Source organism: Alkalinema sp. FACHB-956, assembly GCF_014697025.1.
In the GTDB taxonomy this organism is placed as follows: Bacteria; Cyanobacteriota; Cyanobacteriia; order Leptolyngbyales; family Leptolyngbyaceae; genus Alkalinema.
The window spans coordinates 166,679-189,342 of sequence record NZ_JACJRC010000009.1 but is presented as its reverse complement, the minus strand read 5'-3'; the positions used below and the strand labels follow the sequence as shown (position 1 = coordinate 189,342).

General features: G+C 50.4%; 18 protein-coding genes. 7 read left to right on the top strand and 11 right to left on the bottom strand.

The genetic code is table 11. The features are described from left to right. The first annotated feature begins 263 nt into the window (after positions 1 to 263). The gene (locus H6G21_RS12575) at positions 264 to 1,196 is read left to right on the top strand and encodes a branched-chain amino acid ABC transporter permease (protein WP_190573753.1); all 933 of its coding nucleotides are present in this window, start codon (positions 264 to 266) and stop codon (positions 1,194 to 1,196) included. A gap of 65 nt (positions 1,197 to 1,261) precedes the next feature. On the opposite strand, the gene H6G21_RS12570 is transcribed toward H6G21_RS12575, so the two are convergent. Continuing rightward, positions 1,262 to 3,550, bottom strand: a complete 2,289-nt coding sequence (locus H6G21_RS12570; RefSeq protein WP_190573752.1) for a CapA family protein — start codon at positions 3,548 to 3,550, stop codon at positions 1,262 to 1,264. A 753-nt stretch (positions 3,551 to 4,303) separates the two neighbouring features. On the opposite strand from H6G21_RS12570, the gene H6G21_RS12565 reads away from it, so the two are divergent. Next, positions 4,304 to 4,744 carry a DMT family transporter gene (locus H6G21_RS12565; protein WP_190573751.1) on the top strand — a complete coding sequence of 147 codons (441 nt, stop codon included), beginning with the start codon at positions 4,304 to 4,306 and terminating at the stop codon, positions 4,742 to 4,744. Here the strand turns inward: H6G21_RS12565 and H6G21_RS26035 are convergent. Further along, entirely contained in the window at positions 4,728 to 4,859 is a 132-nt protein-coding gene (locus H6G21_RS26035; protein WP_277875286.1) for a hypothetical protein, read from the bottom strand. The two genes, H6G21_RS12565 and H6G21_RS26035, sit on opposite strands and share 17 nt — an antisense overlap. Positions 4,860 to 4,975: 116 nt before the next feature. On the opposite strand from H6G21_RS26035, the gene H6G21_RS12560 reads away from it, so the two are divergent. Further along, complete coding sequence (locus H6G21_RS12560) at positions 4,976 to 6,682, top strand: NAD(P)H-quinone oxidoreductase subunit 4 (RefSeq protein WP_190573750.1); 1,707 nt, start codon at positions 4,976 to 4,978, stop codon at positions 6,680 to 6,682. A 358-nt stretch (positions 6,683 to 7,040) separates the two neighbouring features. Here H6G21_RS12560 and H6G21_RS12555 read toward each other — a convergent pair whose 3' ends face one another. From H6G21_RS12555 to H6G21_RS12545, 3 genes are all read right to left on the bottom strand, one after another. After that, positions 7,041 to 9,572 (bottom strand): CHAT domain-containing tetratricopeptide repeat protein, encoded by a 2,532-nt coding sequence (locus tag H6G21_RS12555; RefSeq protein ID WP_347278014.1) that lies wholly within the window; start codon positions 9,570 to 9,572, stop codon positions 7,041 to 7,043. A gap of 169 nt (positions 9,573 to 9,741) precedes the next feature. Beyond that, positions 9,742 to 11,028 carry an insulinase family protein gene (locus tag H6G21_RS12550; protein ID WP_190573748.1) on the bottom strand — a complete coding sequence of 429 codons (1,287 nt, stop codon included), beginning with the start codon at positions 11,026 to 11,028 and terminating at the stop codon, positions 9,742 to 9,744. A gap of 93 nt (positions 11,029 to 11,121) precedes the next feature. Beyond that, positions 11,122 to 11,427, bottom strand: a complete 306-nt coding sequence (locus H6G21_RS12545) for a hypothetical protein (protein WP_190573747.1) — start codon at positions 11,425 to 11,427, stop codon at positions 11,122 to 11,124. Positions 11,428 to 11,692: 265 nt separating this feature from the next. On the opposite strand from H6G21_RS12545, the gene H6G21_RS12540 reads away from it, so the two are divergent. Further along, on the top strand, positions 11,693 to 12,754 hold the full coding sequence (locus H6G21_RS12540) for a DUF3474 domain-containing protein (RefSeq protein ID WP_347278013.1): 1,062 nt from the start codon (positions 11,693 to 11,695) through the stop codon (positions 12,752 to 12,754). Positions 12,755 to 13,101: 347 nt separating this feature from the next. Next, entirely contained in the window at positions 13,102 to 14,085 is a 984-nt protein-coding gene (locus tag H6G21_RS12535) for a phosphotransferase (protein WP_190573745.1), read from the top strand. Between the two features lie 47 nt (positions 14,086 to 14,132). On the opposite strand, the gene H6G21_RS12530 is transcribed toward H6G21_RS12535, so the two are convergent. Then, a complete protein-coding gene (locus H6G21_RS12530) occupies positions 14,133 to 15,785 on the bottom strand; it encodes a hypothetical protein (protein WP_190573744.1) in 1,653 nt (550 codons plus the stop codon). A gap of 135 nt (positions 15,786 to 15,920) precedes the next feature. Continuing rightward, complete coding sequence (locus tag H6G21_RS12525; RefSeq protein ID WP_190573743.1) at positions 15,921 to 16,310, bottom strand: DUF4188 domain-containing protein; 390 nt, start codon at positions 16,308 to 16,310, stop codon at positions 15,921 to 15,923. Between the two features lie 308 nt (positions 16,311 to 16,618). On the opposite strand from H6G21_RS12525, the gene H6G21_RS12520 reads away from it, so the two are divergent. Both H6G21_RS12520 and H6G21_RS12515 read left to right on the top strand, forming a co-directional pair. After that, a complete protein-coding gene (locus tag H6G21_RS12520; RefSeq protein ID WP_190573742.1) occupies positions 16,619 to 17,884 on the top strand; it encodes a dicarboxylate/amino acid:cation symporter in 1,266 nt (421 codons plus the stop codon). A 163-nt stretch (positions 17,885 to 18,047) separates the two neighbouring features. Then, positions 18,048 to 19,355, top strand: coding sequence for a dicarboxylate/amino acid:cation symporter (locus H6G21_RS12515; RefSeq protein ID WP_190573741.1), 1,308 nt, complete (start codon positions 18,048 to 18,050; stop codon positions 19,353 to 19,355). A 40-nt stretch (positions 19,356 to 19,395) separates the two neighbouring features. Here H6G21_RS12515 and H6G21_RS12510 read toward each other — a convergent pair whose 3' ends face one another. The 4 genes from H6G21_RS12510 to thiS form a co-directional block, all read right to left on the bottom strand. After that, positions 19,396 to 20,166 carry an HAD family hydrolase gene (locus tag H6G21_RS12510; protein WP_190573773.1) on the bottom strand — a complete coding sequence of 257 codons (771 nt, stop codon included), beginning with the start codon at positions 20,164 to 20,166 and terminating at the stop codon, positions 19,396 to 19,398. 298 nt (positions 20,167 to 20,464) lie between these two features. Then, positions 20,465 to 20,893: a hypothetical protein gene (locus H6G21_RS12505; RefSeq protein ID WP_190573740.1), complete on the bottom strand. Its 429-nt coding sequence runs from the start codon at positions 20,891 to 20,893 to the stop codon at positions 20,465 to 20,467. 235 nt (positions 20,894 to 21,128) lie between these two features. After that, complete coding sequence (locus H6G21_RS12500; protein ID WP_190573739.1) at positions 21,129 to 22,091, bottom strand: DUF1517 domain-containing protein; 963 nt, start codon at positions 22,089 to 22,091, stop codon at positions 21,129 to 21,131. Between the two features lie 186 nt (positions 22,092 to 22,277). Next, entirely contained in the window at positions 22,278 to 22,496 is a 219-nt protein-coding gene (thiS, locus tag H6G21_RS12495) for a sulfur carrier protein ThiS (protein ID WP_190573738.1), read from the bottom strand. Positions 22,497 to 22,664: the final 168 nt, after the last annotated feature.

Sequence of the window (22,664 nt, the reverse complement as noted above, 5' to 3'; positions counted from 1 at the left end):
ATTACTAATCATGATTGACTTATCACTTAGGTATCCCAAATTTTCCGTCAAATACCGGATTTTCTTTTTAAAGAAATATTAAAGCACTGGCGGTAATTACGGGCATCAGGGGGGATCCACTCAGCAAATCCCCTGAGACTAATCTTGCCAAGCCCTACTCCAGTAAGCGATCGCCTCACTCCGCAACCGCCCCAGCCCCTTTCCAAAGGTGCAGGATTCAGAGACAATCAAGGGCGATATCCTCCTTCATTCGGTGCTTGGCAATGGAGCAACTGGTTCAACCGATCGTCAATGGCCTGTCCCTCGGCAGCATCATGGCACTGTCTGCGGTGGGACTGACCCTGACCTATGGCATTTTGCGGCTCTCCAACTTTGCCCATGGGGATTTAATGACCCTTGCTGCTTACTTAACCTTTTTGTTCAATAGCTTGGGGTTGAATATCTGGTTGGCCATGGGCTTGTCTACGATCGTGGTGATGGGGTTTGCCCTGCTGACGGACAAATTTCTCTGGGCACCCATGCGTAAACAACGGACAACGCCCACCACGCTAATCATTATTTCGATCGGGCTTGCCTTGGCCATTCGCAATACGGTGATTATGGTGTGGGGTGCGAGTCCGCAAAATTATGACCTGCCTGTGGCGGAGACGCTCAATTTTGCTGGGGTGCGGGTGCCGTTTAACAGTTTGTTGGTGATGGGAATGGCGATCGCGGCGATCGGGGGATTGCACTACCTGTTGCAAAATACCAAAATCGGTAAAGCAATGCGGGCGGTGGCTGATGATATCGATCTGGCTCGCGTGACGGGGATTAAGGTCGATCGGGTGATTCTGTGGACTTGGGTGATTGCCGCAGGGCTGACGGCAGTTTCCGGCAGTATGCTGGGGCTGATTGAAAAAATCAATCCCAATATGGGCTGGTTTTTAATTCTGCCGCTGTTTGCCTCAGTCATTCTGGGGGGAATCGGCAATCCCTACGGGGCGATCGTGGGGGCTTTCGTCATTGGTTTAGCCCAGGAAGTGGGGGCAGGCATGCGACAAATCCTGGGGGATGCCTACCTAACGTTGTTACAAAATCCAGTACTAGCCCCGATCGTTAAGCTAATGAGTCCAGACTACAAAATTGGCATTGCGCTGTTGATTATGATGTTGGTGTTACTATTCCGTCCCCAAGGACTGTTTCGCGGCACCATGTAGTCTTAATCATTGACCAACCTGAAGCACAAAACGACGGTAGTGGATGAACTACCGTCGTTTTAGTTTTAACGAGGGGTTGGAGCCGTAGTGGGAGCCGCTTGATCGATCGTCGCGTTAGGACTTGCATCCGGTGTTGCTTCTGCATACCGACGCTGCATCGGTTCTAGGCTCGGCACGGAATTGGGTTCTGAATTGGACACTTGTGCACCCGCCGCTTGCTGTTCACCCGTTGCTTCACCTAATGCCGCTTGCACCGTTTCTTCGGGTTTTGCCGCCGTGGGGACAGCTTGAGTAGACTCAGCCTGCTGCGCTTTCTGCGCTTTCTCGATCACGGCTTTTTTCAAAGCCGACTCCAAGAACTCCGGCGATTCACCCGCCAGCATCGATTCCCGTTCCAATTGGTTAATCGAAGGGATTTCCGCCACGATCGTCTTAGCGGGTCGCACTTGGGAACCACCAGGCGTTTCACTGGGCGCATCATCGGATGCATCGCTGGGCATATCACTGGGCGCAACCCCTTGATTCCCCTCTTCCGTCATCGACTTATGCTTGTCCCCTGGCAGCGTAAACCCATCGGGATTCCACGGATTCTGGGGATCTTCCACAAGGGGCTTGGTCGGTTCCTTAGGCTTAGCAGACTTCTCCTCAGCAGCGGGCTTGGATGGAGAACCTGAATCCTGGTTACCCGAATCTTGGTTGCTATTGGCAGGACTGGGTTTAGTAGATTCGATCGGCGTTGCTTGGTTCGTTTTCGCATCAATCACCATCGGAGAAGCCAAGGGTTCCTGGAAAATATCCGAAACACTCTTCACCTGTTGCAAGATCTGTTGTCCAGCATCACCACTCACCACCCTGGCTTGGTAATTCCGCACCTGTACCGGCAGCAATTCCACTTTCATTTTCTGATCTTTCAGCGAAACTTTCAGCGCTGCGGTGTCGTAATCACTAATGGATTTCCCGCCAAAGATAAAGTTACCTAGGGAGTAAACGATCGGGCGACCTTTGTAAACCTCTGCACCTTGCAGCACCTGGGCATGGTGACCCACAACCAAATCGGCCCCCTGATCGATCGTGAATCGAGCTAGGTCAATCTGCCAATCACCGGGGTATTTTGCCAATTCATCGCCCCAGTGGTAATTAACCACAATCCAATCCACCTGACTCCGCAACGCCTTGATATCCGCCGCCACGCGATCGTTGCGCCGAGGATTGGTACCCGCGCCCTGGGCCGAAGCCGCATGTAAATCCGCATCGTAGTAACCCAGATAGGCAATCCGCTGCCCTTTCACATCCATTACTACCGGACGGCGGGCTTCTTGACTATTCAAGCCTGCCCCCACGTGGGAAATGCCAGCCGCCTGTAGCGATTTGAGGGTTTGATCGAGGCCCGCTTGCTCATAGTCCATCGCGTGGTTATTGGCCAAATTCACGATGTCAATGCCGCCATTTTTCAGCACTTGAACATTTTCTGGTGGGGCTTTGAACGTGGCTTTTTTACCAGGCAGCGCTTGACTAGCCGTCGTAAATGGAGCTTCTAGATTAACCATGCTCACATCCACTTGGCGCGATTCCTCAAAGGGTGCAAAGGCCCAGTGATGGTCGTTCTTAACCTTAAAGGTATAGGCATCAGACAGGGTAACATCCCCTGCAAACAATAAACTTGCGGCTGGATCGGAATTCCCAGCCGCTTTTTTAATCACGGGAATTTCCTCTAACGCCGTCTTGACTTTTTCTGAGGAATTTTGAACCCATTCTGTAGACTGACCCGCGAACCGAGCGGAAGCGCTGGTTTGTTCGGGGGGAGCATCGGCGTAGCCTAGCCAACAACCAATGATAAATGCTGCCGCAGACGACCCGCTAATAATGAGCGATCGTAGGGTTTGGAATTGTTTTTTCTGTTGGCTGGCGCGACGAATTCGAGTTTGAAGGTGCTGGGTCTGAGCCACCTGGGACGGCTGAACCGCTTGTTGTGCGGCTTGTTGTGCGGCTTGTTGCGCCAGTACGATTTTGCGGGCGGGGGAAACGATGCGAACCGATTGTTTCCATAGAATGTTCGGCTTGCCCACCTGTTTCGCCACAATGTAGGCTCCGTCCAACACATCGGAATTCAAAATCCACAACTGATGGCAGATGAATCGAGCCAACCGATTGCGGAAGGCACGCCCTTTCAAATCAGTTTTCGAGGGACGCAGTTCTACAACCACTCGCAGATAGGCCGGTCTTACCCAACTCAGCCTCGCCCGCAGTCGATAGGGAGCGAGTTGGCCATTTAGCCACTGGGTCAAGGACGGCAAATGCCCACCTTGTGCCATTTCTACCATTGATAATTGCTCGCGATCGCTAGCGTAAACCATAGCCAGAACTCACAGAACTTCCGTCAGATTAAGCCAAGAACCGGGTACGACAAGTTGGCTAAAGACCTCGATCTCTACAGACTCGATCCAAAGACACTTATCGAAGATAGCTTGCCGAAAATGCTTCCCTGCTTGGGAGTCACAGCATCATACTTCAGATATCAAAAAATGCAAGAAAATCTTAGTGGCTTATTTCATCAGGGTTTGCGGGGATTTGATCCAGGTCGATCGCTGGGTTGAGAAGCTCGATCCTATCACCTTGCAAATTCTTGGAAAAATCGTTAATTTCAGCCTGGAAAATGACAAATTCGCGATCCCAGCGAAAGCCGTATTTAAGGAGCAGTGGTTGAGAAGCAGTAGTTGACTCGATCAATCGGGATCCAATCAATGGAAATCGATGCAGTGGAAATCGATCGGAATCAGGCCGCGATCGTGATGGCTTCTTGACACTCCCCACCGCATGGTGGATGGGGTATTCCGCAAATTAGATAACAGACAAGATTCTGATTGGATTGTGATTGGATCTTGTGATTGGATGGGTACTAGCGCTCAACCTCAGGAACTTACGCCATGAACTCTGCACCGGGATTTTTAGAAAATTGGCAGGATGCGCTGGTCTTTTGGAGCTTTGTGGCGTTTACAGCCTTCGTCACTTGGCGCATTCTAGCCAGCAAGCCACGGGACTAAACCTAGACTCCAACCCAGTAGAGTAGGGGAGACAACTCACCTAACTCATTCCACGCAAGTCCTTTTATGTCCAGTGTTACGCCCAGTTTTTTGCCCAGTTGGATGTTGCCCACCCTCGGAGCTATGCTCTGTTGGGGCCTGTGGGGCTTTATTCCCAAATTAACCACCCAGTATCTATCGCCCAAAAGCGCCATTCTCTATGAAGTCTTGGGAGCGGTTCTCTTTGCATCCCTGCTCGTAATTCTGTTTCAGGTGCGGCCCCAGGTCCATCCGATCGGCATCCCCTTGGCGCTCTCAACCGGAATGCTGGGATTTTTGGGGGCGTTCTGCTTCCTCAATGCCGTGACCTCTGGCCCCGTCACCCTCGTAGCCACCATTTCTGCCCTCTACCCGATCGTCAGCGTCTTGCTGGCTGTGACGTTTCTGCGGGAACCCCTGAGTCTACGGCAGGGAATCGGGATTGCCCTCGGGTTAGTTGCCATGCTTCTGATTACCACTGGAGAATAGATTTCTGTTGATGGATCCAGGCAAAGGTTGCACAGGCTAAAATTCGCCGATCGCGCATCTGTTCTAGCGATCGGCTTTTTGATGGCGCGATCGCCTGCCCTGTCTGGGTTCCCAAAAATTTTCCATGGATTGCTCAGAATCTTCACTAAACCAATAGCAAGATTGATTCATAACACTTCATAAAGTTTAGTAATATTTGATCAACTGGTAGGTATTTTTTCTCACTACACTATGGCGGATCAATTTCCTTGGCTGACCGCGATCGTTCTACTCCCCTTCATCGCTGCTTTTGCTGTGCCTTTTCTGCCCGATAAAGATGGCAAGCGTCTGCGGTGGTATGCCCTTGGTGTGGGTATCGCGGACTTTGCGCTCATGTGTTACGCATTCTGGATCCATTACGATCCCAGTAGCACAACTTTTCAGATGGTAGAAAAATATAACTGGATCCCCCAGTTGGGACTCAGTTGGTCATTGTCGGTGGATGGGTTGTCAGCGCCCTTGGTGCTGCTGGCCGGACTGGTCACAACGATGGCAATGTTCTCGGCGTGGCAGGTCGATCGGCGGCCTCGGCTGTTTTACTTCCTCATGTTGGTGCTGTATGCAGCTCAGATTGGGGTGTTTGTTGCCCAAGATATGCTGCTGCTGTTCATCATGTGGGAGCTGGAGTTGGTTCCGGTGTACCTCTTGGTCTGTATTTGGGGCGGCCAACGGCGGCGTTATGCGGCCACAAAGTTTCTGCTGTACACGGCAGCGGCGTCCATCTTTATCCTGGTGGCGGCGCTGGGTATGGCTCTGTACGGTGGTGGCCCCCTCACCTTTGACATGGCGGAACTCGGGATGCGGGACTATCCGCTGGGGCTGGAATTGTTCCTCTATGCGGGCTTGCTGATTGCCTTCGGCGTTAAGCTGGCAATTTTCCCCATGCACACTTGGTTGCCCGATGCCCACGGTGAAGCATCGGCTCCAGTCTCCATGATTTTGGCGGGCGTCCTGCTCAAGATGGGCGGCTATGGGCTAATTCGGATCAACATGGAAATGCTACCCGATGCCCATGTCTACTTTGCCCCGGTGCTCATGGTGCTGGGTGTAGTCAACATCATCTACGGGGCGTTAAGTTCCTTCGCCCAGACCAATATGAAGCGACGACTGGCCTATTCGTCGGTGTCGCACATGGGCTTTGTACTGTTGGGAATTGCCTCGTTTACCGACTTGGGGATTAGCGGAGCAATGCTGCAAATGCTCTCCCACGGGTTAATCGCTGCGGTGTTGTTCTTCTTGGCGGGCGTTACCTACGATCGCACCCATACGATGGCCATGACCGAAATGGGTGGCATTGGTCAAGTGATGCCGAAGGTGTTTGCGCTGTTTACGGCGGGTTCGATGGCATCGTTGGCATTGCCGGGAATGAGTGGTTTCGCAAGCGAAATTGCAGTGTTTGTGGGCATGACGACCAGTGATGTTTATAGTGATGCCTTCCGGACGATTACGATTTTTTTGGCGGCGGTGGGTGTGATTTTGACACCGATTTATCTGCTGTCGATGTTGCGTCAGGTCTTTTATGGCACGGGCCTCGCCCAAAGCTGTAACTTGACCCAGAGCGAAATTAAGCAGCCAGAGGAAGGACAAGCCGTTTGTTTTGGGACGGATTGCGTATTACCTGCCTACGCCGAGTTCAAGGATGCGAAACCTCGGGAAGTCTTTATCGCGGTGTGTTTCTTAGTGCTGATTGTGGGCATTGGGTTCTATCCCAAGCTGGCCACGCAAATGTACGATGCCAAGATGGTGGCAGTGAATACGGAACTGCGCCAAGCGTATACGGAAATTGCCCAAAGCAATCCTGCCTCGATCGGTGCCCCCAAGGTTTACGCCCAAGTATTAGGCACGAATGCGAAGCTGGCTGAGGTGGAACTCTCTAGCGCTCTTAACTTAGTGGATTAGAACTTCGTGGATTAGAACCTAGTGAATTAGAACCTAGTGGATTAGAACTTAGTTAACTAGCTCTGAGTAGATTCCAGCTTGACTAGTGCCTAATTTTTGATTCATTGACTGTAACCAAAAATTAAACCGATCGACCTTGTTCTATAAGTGCGATCGGTTTTTTGTTTCTGGCAATTTTCACGACCGTTTTATAGATGTAGCCGTTGTCATGGGTTGATTTCTAAGATGCGGGGCTACGCTTCCCGATCGTGCTGACATACTGCCAATCTGATGCTGAGTTCCGTTTGATTCTAGCGATTCCAGGATTCCAGCGATTCCAGGATTTCAGCTGATGCCCCTTGATAAACGTTCACCCAGATTAACGTTCACCCACAAGCGTAAAGGCGGCCCAGTGGCTGGGATCGGGATAGCGCTGTTTTATGATGAGCATGGCTTGGCGGAGAGCTTGGGCTTTGTCGGGTTGCTGCTTCAGTTGGTGGTAAAACGCCTGCATCAAGTCGCTGGTGGATTGGTCGTTGACTGCCCATAAAGAAACGACCACACTGGGCGCACCCGCTGCAATGAACGATCGCGAGAGTCCCACCACACCATCCCCGGTAATCTCGCCCCGTCCGGTATCACAGGCACTCAGAACAACGAGATCCGCATTCAGTTTCAAGTTGAAAATTTCCCCAGCACTCAAGAAGCCATTATCCTGCCCACTGGGCGTTAGGGCGATCGCGCCGGGAATATCGCCATAGACGCGATCGAGGAGGCCATGGGTTGCGAAGTGTAGGAGCTTAGCGGAGGTCATTTGTTGCAAGACAGTGACTTTGGTGGCTTGGGCTCCAATTAGGGGGGTGGTGTTGAGTTGTTGACCGATGGCGATCGCTTCTTGGCGGGCGGCGGGTAAAGGTTGTAGCGGTTGGCCGTTGTAGATGGGCATTTGGGGATCGCCGACGATGACTGTGCCTCCCTTGGTTTTAGGCCGTTGGGCGAGGGTGTGGGTGAGGGCGAGGGTATGGATGGAGGGTGCGGTGGAAATTGTGTGGCGTTCAATCAGGGGACGATTTTGGGCATCGGGCAGGGCGGCAAAGGGAACCAGGAAGAGTTCGCCCTGGGGTAGGAAAATGACCCGTTGGTTTGGGTCAGTCGGCAAGTCTTGGGCGATCGGGGCAATCAGGAGTTGATAGAGTTGGGCGAGAGGATCTGTCTGGTTGGATGAAATGGGTTGTTGGGAAATTTTGACACTGGCCCGTCCGCGTACACCCAGATCACGACGACTATTGCTGACTAACTGTGCCAGTGGTTGAGAGGGATCAAGTTGGGTCGATCGCAAGATAATTTCACCCGTGGGTTTAATCACCCAGATATACAGTTGTTCACCATATGCGATCGAATACTGTACCAACGTTGCATTTTGTGTTTTAGAAATTTGGCGAATGGCGTTAACATCGGGAGCTTGAATTATGTTTTGCAGACTTGTCTGAGATTGATGATTAAACCGAGAGGATAGTAATTCAACTAGTGCCCGCGCCCGACCTCTTTCTGCGATTTCCAGGGCTACTTCCGGTTTATTCTGGGCAATTAGAACTTTTTGCAGATTGATGTAAGCATCTTTCTGGGTGTCAGCAATCGAGATTTTGTTGCGATCGGTGAGTCCTGTGCGGAGAGACTCTTGAATTGCGATGGCAGATCGTAAAGTTGATTCCGCATCTGCCAAGCGATTCAGCTTGAGGAAGGTGAAACCTAGATTATTCAGCAGCTGTCCCTCTTCATTACGATTTTTGACTTCTCGTGCAATTGTTATGCCGTGTTGTTGGTATTCGATCGCTTTAGCATAGTTGCCTAATGAAGAGTAGCTCAGTCCTAGATTACCCAGGGATCGGCCTTCCCCTGATCGGTCTTTGATTGCCCGCGCAAGCGTTAAGCCCTGTTGTTGATATTCGATCGCTTTAGCGTAGTTTCCTAGGGAGTAGTAAGCATTCCCCAAATTACCTAGAGAGAAGCTTTCTCCCAGTCGGTCTTTGATTTGCCGCTTGATGGCTAAACTTCGTTCCTGATACTCAATAACTTTCTGATAGTTTCCCAGTGAAGAGTGAGCGTTCGCCAGATTGTTTAGAGATTGACCTTCTCCGCTGCGGTCTTTGATTTTCTGTGCAATGGCTAAACTTTGTTGTTGATATTCAATGGCTTTGGGATAGTTGCCGAGAGCTCCATAAGCAATTCCCAGATTGCCCAGAGATTGACCTTCTCCTCGCCGGTTTTTGATTTCTTGCGCAATGGCTAAACTTTGTTGTTGATATTCAATGGCTTTGGGATAGTTGCCTAGTGAATAATAAGCAAGTCCCAGATTGCCCAGTGCAGTGCCTTCACCTTGTCGATCTTTGATTTCTTGTGCAATGGCTAAACTTTGTTGTTGATATTCAATGGCTTTGGGATAGTTGCCCAGCAAATAATAAGCAAGTCCCAGATTGCCCAGCGCATTCCTTTCTCTTTGTCGGTCTTTGATTTCCCACGCAATGGCTAAACTTTGTTGTTGATATTCAATGGCTTTGGGATAGTTGCCGAGAGCCCCATAAGCATTACCCAGATTGACTAGCGCATTACCCTCTCCTTGTCGGTTTTTGAGTTCCTGTGCAATGGCTAAACTTTGTTGTTGATATTCAATGGCTTGGGGGGAGTTACCCAGTACATCATAAGCAAGTCCCAGATTGCCCAGAGTAACTCCTTCGTTCCATCGGTCTTTGAGAGCTCGATAAAGTGTTAATGCCTGTTGCCAGGATTGCAGAGCGGCTTCAAACTGACTAGTCTGATATTGCTGAATGCCTTGCTGGAGAAGTCTATCGGCTTCTGCCTTTTGAGCCGTAGGGCTGGTTTGCGCGATCGCTGGAGGAGTTGACAGAAGCACGACTCCTGGCAATATCGGCATCCATCCCAACCCTAGCAAAAGTACCTGTGCTGACTTCCCAAATATTGACATTTCTGCACTGGATTTTGTAGCTACCTAAATTGATAACTCAGAGGTCGCCCAACCTATGCAACGACGTCCCCGCGATCGAACCCACAGCAGCCAGCGATCAAAGGGTAATCCAAGCTTCCGGGCCAAGCAGGGATAGACAAGGTTGCCCAAACCAACGCTGGGCCGCCGCCTGGGCAATCTCCGGCGTAATGGCTGTAATGGCTGCTGGGAAATGGCGATCGAAATCCACCCCCACCCCTAGAAACTCATACCACCCCAAGGTCTGAGCAATCTGACCATTGGTTTGTTTCCCCAAGGCATACTGCCCCAACACCTTATTTTTGGCCGTTTGCAGTTCCTCGGTGGACAATGTGTGTGAGGCTAGGCGATCGATCTCCGTCTTAAGGCCATCCACCGCAATCTGTGTATTTTCTGGTGCGGTGCCCATGTAGGCCACAAAATGGGATGTCTCCAGCCGCGTGGGATAGAACGCCGACACATCATAGGCCAGCCCCCGCTTTTCCCGCAGTTCCACAAACAACCGACTGGATAGACCATTGCCCAGGTAGGTACACAGAAGCTTCAAGGCTGAAAAGTCCGTGAGATTATGCAAATTCGAACTCATGGCAGGCGCAAGATAGCCCAGCATTACGATCGACTGCTGCGTCTCTTGGGGCGTCAACATTTGGGTTGGATCGGTCACAATGTCCGGTAGAGACACGGTCGGCTGCGGTTCCGTTGGAACGGCCCAGTCGCCAAACACCGACTCCACCTGCGCGATCGCCGCCTGGGGATCAATGCGCCCAGCAATGCTGATGACCAAGTGATCGGGACGAAACCAGGTTTTGTGGTAGTGGTGTAAATCTTGGGCGGTAATGGTGGCGATCGTTTCAGCGGTGCTGAGGCTGGTGTAGGCGTAGGGATGGTTACCGTAGAGCGCCTGCCGCAACTTCTCCATCGCCACCGCAAAGGGTTGCTCCTGCTGGGAGAGGATCGCCTGGAGGGTGAGCTTCCGTTCCAGTTCCACCTCAGCCTCTGGAAAACTGGGCGATCGTAGAATTTCTCCTGCTAATGCAAAAATTTCGGAAAAATCCCCAGAAACCGTTTTTACACTGGTGATGAAATAATCAGAGGAGGCCTCAACCCCCAAGCTTGCGCCCACAGTTTCCACCTGTTCGGCAATCTGCATGGACGATTTGGTCAGGGTGCCCTTCGTAATGACAGAACTCAGTAAGTGACAGAGTCCCGCTTGCTGGACGGCCTCCGATCGGTGGCCACCTTTGAGAAAGAGACGGGCTGCAATAATATCAGCGGCAGGATTTTCCGTGACGAGGACAACGATGCCATTACTCAGGACGGTGCGATAGACCGATCGATTTTGAGCGAGATCAATGGTTTGGGTCACGGAGCGGAAACCTCAAGGCATAACACGGATCAATCCATTATACGAAGACCGATGGCTCCTTCTAAGGGCGATCCACTGACTCCTGGAGGATTTTTAGGCAGATTGGTCAGGAAATGACCGATCGACAGCTTCGATCGCAGGGTTATCCGTCTCTTCGGCCTCGGGGTCAAGACTATTTTCCAGCAGAAAGCGTCGGGCTAGACGGTTATAGGTGCCGGGGCCAACGTACTGGGGATACTTGTGCCAACGGGTATAGGCCCAGACAACTTCGCCCCGTTCCAGCACTCGGATTTCATCGAAGAAGCCTTTGCAATTGGGAACGAGGCTATTTGCCGTCTCTAGGGCATCGGTCCAGCGCTCAAATTCCTGGGAAAATCCACGGGTAACGACCTTAAACATCGAGAGGTAGCATCTCCAGTAACAAGTTCCAAGCCAGGAAGCGCCCTGGCATTAGCCTGATCATAGAAGGTTTCTGGCCTAGGCTAGCTTTGGTTTTTGGGATAGCGGAGCGGGGTGAACGCGCGCCGGGTCGGAACCCTAGACGATCGCTGGAGAAAACGGGAAGCACATCTGGTAGATTATTTCGACAAAATTCCCCACATTCTTTACATTTCTCTCTACTAAGCGCGATAAGATAGCGGAGTTGTTTGACTTTTGGTGCTACGTGCAAACTTTACCGAATCCTTCAACCCGTTCACAGGATCTACCGTTTACCCTGGCAGATGTCCGCAATGCAATCCCAGATGAGTGTTTTCGGCCTTCGACCTGGCGATCGATGGCCTATTTTTTTTGGGATTTAGGGGTCATTGCTGGACTGTGTGCATTGGCTGCCACGATCGATTCTTGGTGGTTTTTTCCAATTTTTTGGCTCGCCCAGGGCACGATGTTTTGGGCATTGTTTGTGGTAGGGCATGATTGCGGTCATGGTTCCTTTTCGCAACATAAGTGGCTGAATAACTTGATTGGCCATTTGGCCCATAGTCCGATTTTGGTGCCGTTCCATGGTTGGCGGATTAGCCATCGCACCCACCACTCCAACACAGGCAACATCGAAACCGATGAGAGTTGGTACCCGATTACGGAAAGCAAGTACAACCAAATGGGCTTTCTGGAGAAGTTGATTCGCTTCTATTTGCCGTTGTTGGCCTATCCGATTTATCTGTTCCGGCGATCGCCCGGTAAAAAAGGCTCCCACTTTTTGCCTAGCAGCCCTTTGTTCAAGCCGTCTGAGCGCAATGATGTCATTGTCAGTACAGTCTGCTGGGGCGCAATGGTTGCCTTCCTGGGTTGGTTGGGATATGCCTATGGTTTGGAATTTCTGTTGAAATACTACGTGGGAGGCTACATCGTCTTTGTGATGTGGCTGGATTTAGTGACTTTCCTGCACCACACTGAAGCGGATATTCCTTGGTACCGTGGTGATGATTGGTATTTCCTGAAGGGTGCGCTTTCGACGATCGATCGGGATTATGGGTTTATCAACTGGATTCACCATGACATTGGAACCCACGTTGCCCATCACATTTTCTCGAACATGCCGCACTACCGTCTCAAGACGGCAACGGAAGCCATTAAGCCATTGTTAGGTGACTATTATCGTAAGTCGGATGAGTCCATTTGGACGTCATTCTGGCGCTCCTATTTTGCTTGCCACTTCATTGCAGATCAGGGCAGCAAAATCTATTACCAGTCGCCTACGAATCGATCGGAGAATTCATTGAATTAACGATCGTGGGTGATTGAACATTGGATATCACTATCCAGGTACGAGGGTGATCGATCGCCCTCGTTTTTTAGTACTTCCGATCGCCCTGAGGAGACAGGTAGGGGTGCCTGAGGGCATCCGCAGCTTGCAGAAGCGACAAGGCGCAAGAACTAGATGCAGAATCGTCATATTTTTAACAGAAAAATTTCAAAACCGTTGCTTATGACACATTTTTCGTATCAGCGAACACTAACAATACTATTTAGTTAGCATTGCCTAGTTAAATTACTTAAGTTAAAAACTCCATACTACAGACTCTAAACAATAGCCTAGACAATCATTCGTTTTGCTTCTCTAAAGTAATCTCTATGGTTGCCACCGTGTTTCCGGTTATCTATTCGACGTTAGCCTGTGATGCACTCGCCGATCGAGTTCTGTCCAGTTATGCGATCGCACCGATCCAAAGCTGCGAGTTTTGGCACCGGGGCTTAAGCGATGTCTATGTCGTGGAAACGCTGGATAGTCAGTATGTGTTGCGGGTTTCCCATAACCATTGGCGATCGCGGGACGAAATTAATTTCGAGCTAGAGTTTCTCAGCTTTCTCCGTGGTCAACGGTTTCCGATCGCCTACCCCCTGCGGACGATCGAGGGGCAATTGTCGGTGGAGATCCAGGCCCCGGAAGGCCCGCGCTATGCATCGTTATTTATCTATGCACCTGGCCAGGTACCCCTAGGGGATCTGAATGTCACCCAGGGACAGCACCTAGGAGCCACGGTCGCCAAGTTACATCGCACCAGTTTGGCGTTTAAACCCAGTGGCCCAGAAAAAGTTTTAGATTTGGACTATTTACTCGATCGTTCGGTCGCGGAAATTGAACCGTTTTTGTCCGCTGACGATCGGGATTGTTTGCTGGAAACGGCAGACCAGGTGCACCAACAGTTGCAGGATTATCCTCGGGACTCCCCCTATTGGGTGGTGTGTTGGGGGGATGCCCACAGCGGCAACGCGCACTTTACGTCAGATACACAGATGACGCTGTTTGATTTTGACCAATGTGGGTATAGCTGGCGATCGTTTGAAATTGCTAAGTTTCTGAAAACGGCATTAACGGCGGGAACCAGTCGATCGATCCGGCAAGCGTTTCTTACAGGATATCAATCGGTACAACCTTTGGAGCCGTTTGAACTGGATGCCCTGCGTAGCTTAACCCAGGTGGCCTTTATTTGGTCTTGGGCCATCAGTCTCACCCATTCCCGATGGAATAATTACTGTCGCTTAGATGATTACTATTTCCATCAGCGGTTGCAACAGTTAAAGATGTTTCGATCGAATGATTGCTATTTAGTCTAGATCATCAAGTTCCAATCAAGATTCTTAGTCTGCATCTACCAAGGTTATCAGAAGTCTATAGCTTGTTTGGCTGAGATAGCAACGGATTGACCATTAGGGCTGAACAGCCCAAATTCCCCTTTCGTTTTCATAATTTGTCGGCCCGATCGATCGAACACGTAAACCTCATCCCTCATTTTTGCTAAGCCGTACTTTCCGGTTGCATCAAACTGCAAAAACTGTCCCGGTAGCTGGGCAACCAGTTGGCCAGATGCACTGTAGAGGTAAATCGTGCCTGCCTCACTAGTAATTACACGCTCTCCGTCAGGACTCAAGAAAGGCAAATAATCTTGAGAATTTTGCAGATTACTCCCCCCCGCACCCGATAGCTCCATAAAGTAGGCATCAAAGCTACCTTTAAGCACAGTTGACTTACAGCTAGTGAGATCGAATAATCGAATTTCTTTTGGAGATTCTTTAGAAGAAGCATTAGGTTGTGCCGCCGTGTTCGAAACAGCCGCGATTTGAGAGGGTTTTTGCAACTCCCGTTTTTCTAAACTAACGGCCTGTTTTTTGATCGATGCAGGGTCATGGCAGATGGGTTCAACTCTGGACGATCGCGGCAGGTCGGAGGTCTTGACTTCTCCGACCGTCACAATCCGATCAGTCTTGGGCAGAAAAGCAGCCCGTTGCCCTGGCAGTCTTGCCAACTCCTGACCAGCGGAATTATATAGATGAATTCCTTGACTAGAGACGGTAATGATGCGCAGGCTCGTCGAACTAAATCTACCGGATTCCCCCTGAAGCAGCGCAATTTTTTGGCCTACCGAATTATATAGATAGCTCTCAGAGCTACTTAGACGTGCATGGGTCAATATCAAATTTCCATCAGGACTAAACCGAACAACCTCACCCTTTAAAGTATTCAATTTTCGACCCGACAAATCATACAAGCTTGCATCAACATTCTCGCTTTGTGTACCATTCAAAACCACAAACTTATCCCCATTGGGGCTAAACCCACCACACACTTGGGGAAATTCAGCGATCGTTTTACCAGAGGCATCCAAGAAATTACAAGTCGTCACAATCTTTTTCTGCCATTCTCTCGATCGCGTAACAGTAAGATGGCGACTAGTCACAGCAAAGCTCTCCAAACCTAAACTTGGTGGAAACGGGGAGCCCGATATTTGAGCCAACCTTTTCCCCGAAGCCTCACTTAAGTAAAAACTTTCATACGTACTAGTCAGAATGAGTTGACCATTTTGACTAAAGCTGGCATCTTGTCCCGGCAATTCAGCGAGGCGCTTTCCAGTGGAACTGTACAACTGAGACTGATTGAATCGCTCAGACACCAAGGTTTTCCCATCGGGACTCAGCTTCACAATACCCACATCCAGTTGCAACCGCTTGTGCCCAGAACGTTGAAATAAAGCGTATCCTCTACTATCACCAAAAGCTATCAGGAAATACTGACCATCAGCGCTGAACTCTTTAATTTCTCCCTCAACCTGCGCCAAAGATGTTCCCGAGAGGTCAAAGACTGTCGTAACGTATTCCGATCGTTGAGTTTCCGCGTTCGATCGAACAGGCTTCGGCAGATTAGGAATATCCGCAGCAACAGCAGATAGTGGCAAATTGATCGACTGAAGGAATAACGGAGTCGCGATCGCGATCGCCCATCGTTTCAGAGCCACGGGAATAAACGGGTGAGAGAGCATACAGCCTTACAATGTCAATCGTCCAAGTCGATCGTCCAAAATCCCTCCCATTGAGCTATTAATACCCATTAGGGGAGAATATCCTCACTCTACCATCCCAAAATTACTGGGGAATCACCCTACGGTTACAAAATATCACGACACACCATAGACGATTGCCATTCCCTGCGGCTCGTGGCTATATTTCCCACTTTTTCTCGGCTGATAGGTTTCGTTATAAAGACACAAGCTATTGGGATGACGCTGGGTAAATTGCATCATCTCCCGATGGGCCGCCCCCCGAAAAAACGCCATCAACTGCGCCTCGGATTCCCAATAACTCACCATAATCACTTCCTTCGGGCCACAAATGCCCGCCTTCACCTGCAAGCAGCCCGCAGCCTGCGAAGTCGATCGATAAATACTGGGCAAATTCCGCCAAAACCACAAAAAACCCGCCCGATCGCGGGCAATCATCCCATTCACAAACACCACCGCCTCGGGATGCTCCGGCAAAGCAGCTTGATAGAGCTTATATTTCAGCATAGCAATCTCCCTGGACAGATCAATACTCAACAAATTGAGTATGTCCAGCACTATATACTCAATTTGTTGAGTATGTCAACCCGATCGCGCCTTACCCCACCGATTAGGCTGTAACCGATCGCCAACAGAGCTGTACTCGCAAGACAGACCTGTACTCGCAAGACAGACCTGCCGTCACAAGACAGACCTGCATAGTCCACCGATCGCGATTGCAAGGTGTCTGTTTGAAAAAATCTGGAAAACTTGCAGTATCTTGAAATCAAGTTCCTCAACGGATCATCCTTCCTGCTCTGCGATCGTAAGTTCCCATGAATCTTTCTACCCTGATCCTATTGGCCATGGGCCTAGGGATTGCCTTTGGTGCAACCCTCCATGAGTTTTTTCCAGCTTGGGTTCTTTCCTTAGATCACTACTGCCTAGCCCCCTTAGGCCAAGCCTTTCTGCGGCTGATTCAATTCGTCGTCGTCCCGATCGTCTTTTCCTCCCTGATCCTCGGCCTCACCCGCGTCCAAAATGCCGCCCAAGTGGGCCGCTATACCGCCAAACTCTTACTGGGTTATCTTCTGACCAGCGCGATCGCCGTTACCCTGGGCATGGGAACCGCTGCTATTTTGCAACCAGGCAGCGGCATGATTGGCTTCACCTTAGAAACGGTGAATACCAGCACCACTGCCCCCGATTTGATTGACTGGATGGTCAGCCTGATTCCCACAAATCCCTTACAGGCCCTCAGCACTAGCAACCTGTTGCAAACCATCATTTCCGGCGCACTAATTGGCATCGGCATCCAACAAGCTGGCGAGAAAGCGAAACCCTTTATCGCCTTTGTGGAAAGTGTCTACAGCATTAGTGAGAAGATTCTATTTTTCATTCTCAACTTTGCTCCCGTTGGTGTGTTCTCGCTCATGAGTTCTGTGATTGCCATTCAAGGTTTCGGCATTTTAACCCGTCTGTTGACCTACATGGTGGGGACTGTGTTCGCGATCGGGTTGATGATTGGAGTCTATGGGCTGTTGTTGGGGTTGATTCAGGGCAAACCGATTCATTTTTTCCGTAGCTTTTTTCCCACCCTATCCCTCGCCTTCGGTACCGCCAGTTCCAACGCCGCCCTACCCATCGCCCTCAAAGACGCCCAGGAAACCTATGGCCTCTCAGCCCCGATCGCCAGTTTTGCCATTCCCCTCGGCACAGCCCTCAAACGCGATGGCATGGCGATCGGGCAGGGATTTAACGCCCTTTTTGTGGCGCAGTTGTACGATGTCCCCATCACGACCAGTTTGCTGTCTGCGATCGCCCTGAGTACCTTACTCGTGTCCTTCAGTACTGCTGGAGTTCCCGGCGCAGGCATTGTTATGATGACGACGGTACTAACCGCTGCGGGGCTGCCCATTGAAGGCGTGGCGATCGTAGCGGGCATCGATCGTTTAATGGATAGCTTTCACACGATCTTGAACGTGGTGGGCAATACGGCCAATGCGGTATTTCTGGAACGCTGGGAACAAGGACAGCCCTCTGGAGAAGCAGCCCAGGAAGCCACCGCCCAAGCACGATCGGAAGAAACCCAACCGCACTAGCCATGATGCTGAGCACGTCGAAACGTCCACCCCCCCAAACAGGACCAAGGCCCCTGGAACGCTGCTTGATCTCTATCAAAACTTATCCATTGGACACAATTAAACCTGTGGAACTTAGATAAATTAGTGGGGTGGTGAATTTTTGGGAGCCCGATCGCAGACCATGACACTTTCAACGCTAATTTTGCTGGCATTGGTGGGAGGATTAGCCTTTGGAACAGCCCTCCATGATCTTTGTCCTGCTTGGGTCGGTTTAATAGACCACTATGGTTTTGATCCCCTAGGCCAAATCTTTCTGCGGTTAATTCAGTTTGTCGTCGTGCCCCTCGTCTTCTCTTCGTTGATTTTGGCGATGGCACGCATCCGCAATGCGGCTCAAATGGGGCGATATACCCTTCAGCTCTTGGGCGGCTATTTACTCACCAGTTCCCTAGCCGTCGCCCTTGGTATGGGCACCGCTATTGTGCTGCGATCGTCTGTCCAGATGACCGAGCTTGCGATCGCGCCTGTCCTAGAAACCCCCCAAGCTCCCGACCTCTTGGCATGGCTGATTAGCCTCGTCCCCACCAATCCCCTCACTGCCCTGGCAACGGGAAATTTATTGCAAACCATTCTCTCCGCAGGATTGATTGGATTGGGGATTCAGCAAGCGGGTAATCGGGCTCAACCCTTTGTGCAGTTTGTAGAGAGTATTTATGCAATTAGTGAAAAGATCTTGTTTCTAGTGCTTTACGCATCTCCGATCGGGGTGTTTGCGTTGATGAGTTCCGTCGTAGCCAATCAAGGTTTAGGCATTATTGCAAAACTATTTAACTATGTTGTAGGGGATGCTATTGCCATTCTCTGGATGATTGCGATTTACATTGCCATTCTCCTTGCATTTAAACTTTCTCCACTGAAGCTCTTTCAAAGCTTCTCTCCTAGCCTATCCCTGGCCTTTGGCACCGCCAGTTCTAATGCAGCCTTACCCGTTGCTCTCCAAGATGCCCACACCCAGTATGGAATGCGCGATGAGATTGCCAGTTTTGCCATTCCCCTGGGTACCGCCCTAAAGCGGGATGGTTCAGCCATTATGCAGGGTTTCAATGCTGTTTTTATTGCCCAATTATTTCATATTCCCCTGACGCCCACTTTGCTATCCGCTATCTTTCTCAGCACTTTTCTCGTCTCCCTCAGTACCGCTGGAGTGCCGGGGGCTGGCATTATCATGATGACAACCGTACTGACGGCTGCGGGCTTACCCGTGGAAGGCGTGGCGATCGTGGCAGGGGTCAACCGCTTGGTAGACGGCCTATCAACAATGCTCAATGTATTGGGAAACATTGTCCATGCAGCAATACTAGACAAGTTGGAAAGGAATTATTTAGAAACAATTGCTGGAGTAACACAGGAAGTAACAACACAAGAAACAGTTGCTATAGCAATGCAAGCGACCGCAGGTTCTTCGCTTAATCAATCCCCTGTAGACTAGGAAGCTTCTAGACTAATGAGCTTCTAGAGCAATGAGCTTCTTATGCAGACTCGCCTATCCATCGATCGCAGGGCTGGTGAAATTGGTCTAAAGACAACAGCTTGAGCCGATCGCTGTGCTGGGCAATCTCGCGATCGCGGGACAGGTTATAGCCCCAGTCTGCCAAAAACAGTTCCACATTGGTCAGCTCAGGATGCTGTTCAATCATTTGCAACGTTTTGAGCCGATCTTCAATAAACCAAATCGTTTCATACTGCGGTTTGAGTTGGCGCAGAATTTCATACTTAGGCCGTTGCTTCTCTTTGCCAAACAGTTGCTCGTCCTGGATATCAATTCCCTGCTGTTGCAGTAATTGGCGGATAAATCGCGCTTCTTTAGTACTAATAATCACAAAATTTTCAGTCGCCTTGAGCCGATCGATCACCCCTGTATAAAACCGATGTTCCCCCAACCAACTGGACAGATCCTGCACAATCCAACGATCGCGAATCCCATCCACGATCGCGCCCACTTCCTTCGGATTAAGGCGGTGGTGATGCAATAGTTCTAACGCTAGATTCGGCCACTCTTGCAAAATTGCGGCTTCACTAAACCCCGACTCTAGGGCATGGATCAACACTGGCATTTCCCAACCCGTTTCCACCACAGGCCGCAAGCGATAGAACGTTTGTGCGAGTTCCTCCGTCGGGGGCGTATTGTCTGGATGCCATAACTGGCAATAGGCTCGCCAAGCGGTTTGGAAATATTCCAACAGCCCATCACAGATCACACCATCAAAATCTAAGGCCAGCAAATTAGGAGTCTGCATAATCAGAGGAAGTTACCACAAGGGAACAGAGGGGACGTTGTTCTAGAGTAGCCTAAGCGGTTCTTCTTGCTGAGTAATTTGGCAATCTCTCCCGCTCGCCTCGCCTTTAATAGGTATTCTCCAGGACCACCCATCCCCCAGAACTGTCTCAGAGACCTAGCACAATAGCACTACATTACCTACACATCACCCTACACATACGTCACCTACACATACGTCACCCTACACAATTAATGGCGCTCCTAATAGTTTAATGGTGCTCCTAATAGTTTAATGGTGCTCCTAATAGTTAATCGTGCTCCTATTTTGCCTGCTTTCGCTGCTTCAGCGCCCTCAAATGCTGTTTTACCAGCTCTGCGGAGGGTCGATCGTCTTGAACTAAATACAACTCCGCTGCCTTCACAAAACTACGGGTTGCTTGATCATCCTGTCGTAGGTTGGCCAGACAGAGGCCACGATCGTGGTAGGCTTCAGCCAAATCCGCCTGGGTTTGCAGTACTTGATTAAACGCATCCAGGGCACGCCGATAATTCCCCGCACAATAGGCACTTACCCCAGTCTGAAATAAATAATGCACCGGATCAGGCAAGTCCGGTGGCGCAGGCATCACTTCTGGAAATAGAACAGCCACACTGCCTGCCCCTTTGTAAGCCCAGAATAGTGATCCTGCACCGATCGTGGCAATTCCACCCAAGGCCAGCAATCCAATTCCCAAATGTGCGTTATCCATAGCGCTTCAGCCTTACTAAGGTCAACTAGCAGATCAATCCATAGATCAGTCAATAGGTTAATAAAAAGTCAATCATTTAAAAACAAAATAGTAATTGATTTATCAACATAGAACAAAGCTGAGGAAAACAGCTAAATTCAAGAAAAACAATTAAAACTAAATTTAATGAATTGTAGTGAACAAAAAAGGATGCGCCATCGACAACGCATCCCCCATACAAGTCCAACAATCTAACCTACACCAGCTTCAACGTAGGATAGCTGACAATCATGTCATCACTGGTGAAGACATCCCCTTCTACCTGCGGCGTCCACAGCACTTCCAAGGCCATCAGCCGATCGCTGGAGACACTTCCCAAGGCGCTCAGAGCCTTGCGCACATCGTCCGCACTGGTAATTTTAGGTAAATCGACTTTACCTTCGGCACCGACCACCAAGGTCACCACGATATATTCCCCCGGTGCTTGGGTCGCGAGGTCTCCCTTCTGAGCAACCGTCAGAGAACTGCTATCGGCTTGCTTCAACTGACCGCTCACATTGGAAAGCGACTCGCCTTTAAACTTGCTGCGTTCCGCCAGGGCAATGCGGTTGAATTCCGCTTCCGCCGCCGTCAGTCCTGCATTTTTGGTTTCTCCACCGGCATAGACCCAGTATTCCGGGTGACGCATCAACGACAGTGTGGATTCCTGTAACACCTGCGCCAAGCCTGCGCTGGAACTGGTATCCGCCCGTTGCGCAATGCGATTCAGGTCAGACTGTAATTCCCGAGCCTGGGCCAATAGCCCCACTTGCAGCTTGGTCACCGAAACCGTGGATGCTCCTAAGCTTTCCCCGTCACCGGACTGGGCATTGCGCAAAGCGCGGAAGGCGAAATTCGCGATCGCGACAAAAATCAACACGGTGAACAGGCCCCCAAAGGCACCACCGCCACCCCAGAAAAACATCCAAGGGGAAGGGAAGAAGAAGAAACTGCTGCCACCGCCGCCATAGTAGCCACCGCCGCCATAGCCACCGCCGTAGGAACGGGGTGCGCTGTAGGTTCGGCTAGGGGCTGATCGAAAAGATCCCCCACCCATCCGTCCCCCATAGCTCGCCGCTTGGGCTTGATCCACCGCACCAAAAAAGAGGGTAAAGATCAGTGCGATCGCGAGAATAGGTTTCAAAAGGGGTTTCAGAAAATGAGTAAATCGAGTTTTCATAGCAGCATCCCGCAGAAGTTAAGTCGCATGGCTCAGGCGGATTGGCCGGATGAGACGACATGCTTCGCTCTTTCTACTTTATCGTTTGCGTCTCCGTTCGGGAATGCGAACCCGGCGTGACTTCAGGTCGGGATTCCCGATCCAACGGGGATTTCGCTTGAATTTCCCTTGAATTTTTCCGTCAATCTAGCCGCCACCCACGATCGTGACCACTTCCAAGCGATCGCCTGCCTGCACCTCCGTGTTCTCCCAAAACTGACGATGCAAAATTTCACCGTTGTATTCCACCGCCACCAAACGCGGATTCATCCCTAAATGTTCTAACAGTTGCGGCAAATTGAGCTGAGAGGGACAGTCTTTAACTTCGCCATTCACGTGTAGAGTAATCGTTTCCATGGGGTTCATACCTTTCGCGTCATTTTCTGCATCATTGCAGATTACAACCTTCGCATTGCAACCTTCGATCGAATCATCTTGCGGGCAATCTTACCAGCCTCAATCCAATAAAAAAGCAACCAGGTGGATAGCGTCTGGTTGCTAGAAGTTGAGAGGGCAAACTTGCTTGAAAAACTT

What these genes read in the sequence shown, in the direction of transcription:
- H6G21_RS12515 (WP_190573741.1), top strand. Translation starts at nt 18,048, where the DNA reads ATGACACTTTCAACGCTAATTTTGCTGGCATTGGTGGGAGGATTAGCC.
- H6G21_RS12535 (WP_190573745.1), top strand. Translation starts at nt 13,102, where the DNA reads ATGGTTGCCACCGTGTTTCCGGTTATCTATTCGACGTTAGCCTGTGAT.
- thiS (WP_190573738.1), bottom strand. Translation starts at nt 22,496, where the DNA reads ATGAACCCCATGGAAACGATTACTCTACACGTGAATGGCGAAGTTAAA.
- H6G21_RS12570 (WP_190573752.1), bottom strand. Translation starts at nt 3,550, where the DNA reads ATGGTTTACGCTAGCGATCGCGAGCAATTATCAATGGTAGAAATGGCA.
- H6G21_RS12525 (WP_190573743.1), bottom strand. Translation starts at nt 16,310, where the DNA reads ATGCTGAAATATAAGCTCTATCAAGCTGCTTTGCCGGAGCATCCCGAG.
- H6G21_RS12520 (WP_190573742.1), top strand. Translation starts at nt 16,619, where the DNA reads ATGAATCTTTCTACCCTGATCCTATTGGCCATGGGCCTAGGGATTGCC.
- H6G21_RS12575 (WP_190573753.1), top strand. Translation starts at nt 264, where the DNA reads ATGGAGCAACTGGTTCAACCGATCGTCAATGGCCTGTCCCTCGGCAGC.
- H6G21_RS12565 (WP_190573751.1), top strand. Translation starts at nt 4,304, where the DNA reads ATGTCCAGTGTTACGCCCAGTTTTTTGCCCAGTTGGATGTTGCCCACC.
- H6G21_RS12505 (WP_190573740.1), bottom strand. Translation starts at nt 20,893, where the DNA reads ATGGATAACGCACATTTGGGAATTGGATTGCTGGCCTTGGGTGGAATT.
- H6G21_RS12560 (WP_190573750.1), top strand. Translation starts at nt 4,976, where the DNA reads ATGGCGGATCAATTTCCTTGGCTGACCGCGATCGTTCTACTCCCCTTC.
- H6G21_RS12545 (WP_190573747.1), bottom strand. Translation starts at nt 11,427, where the DNA reads ATGTTTAAGGTCGTTACCCGTGGATTTTCCCAGGAATTTGAGCGCTGG.
- H6G21_RS12500 (WP_190573739.1), bottom strand. Translation starts at nt 22,091, where the DNA reads ATGAAAACTCGATTTACTCATTTTCTGAAACCCCTTTTGAAACCTATT.
- H6G21_RS12530 (WP_190573744.1), bottom strand. Translation starts at nt 15,785, where the DNA reads ATGCTCTCTCACCCGTTTATTCCCGTGGCTCTGAAACGATGGGCGATC.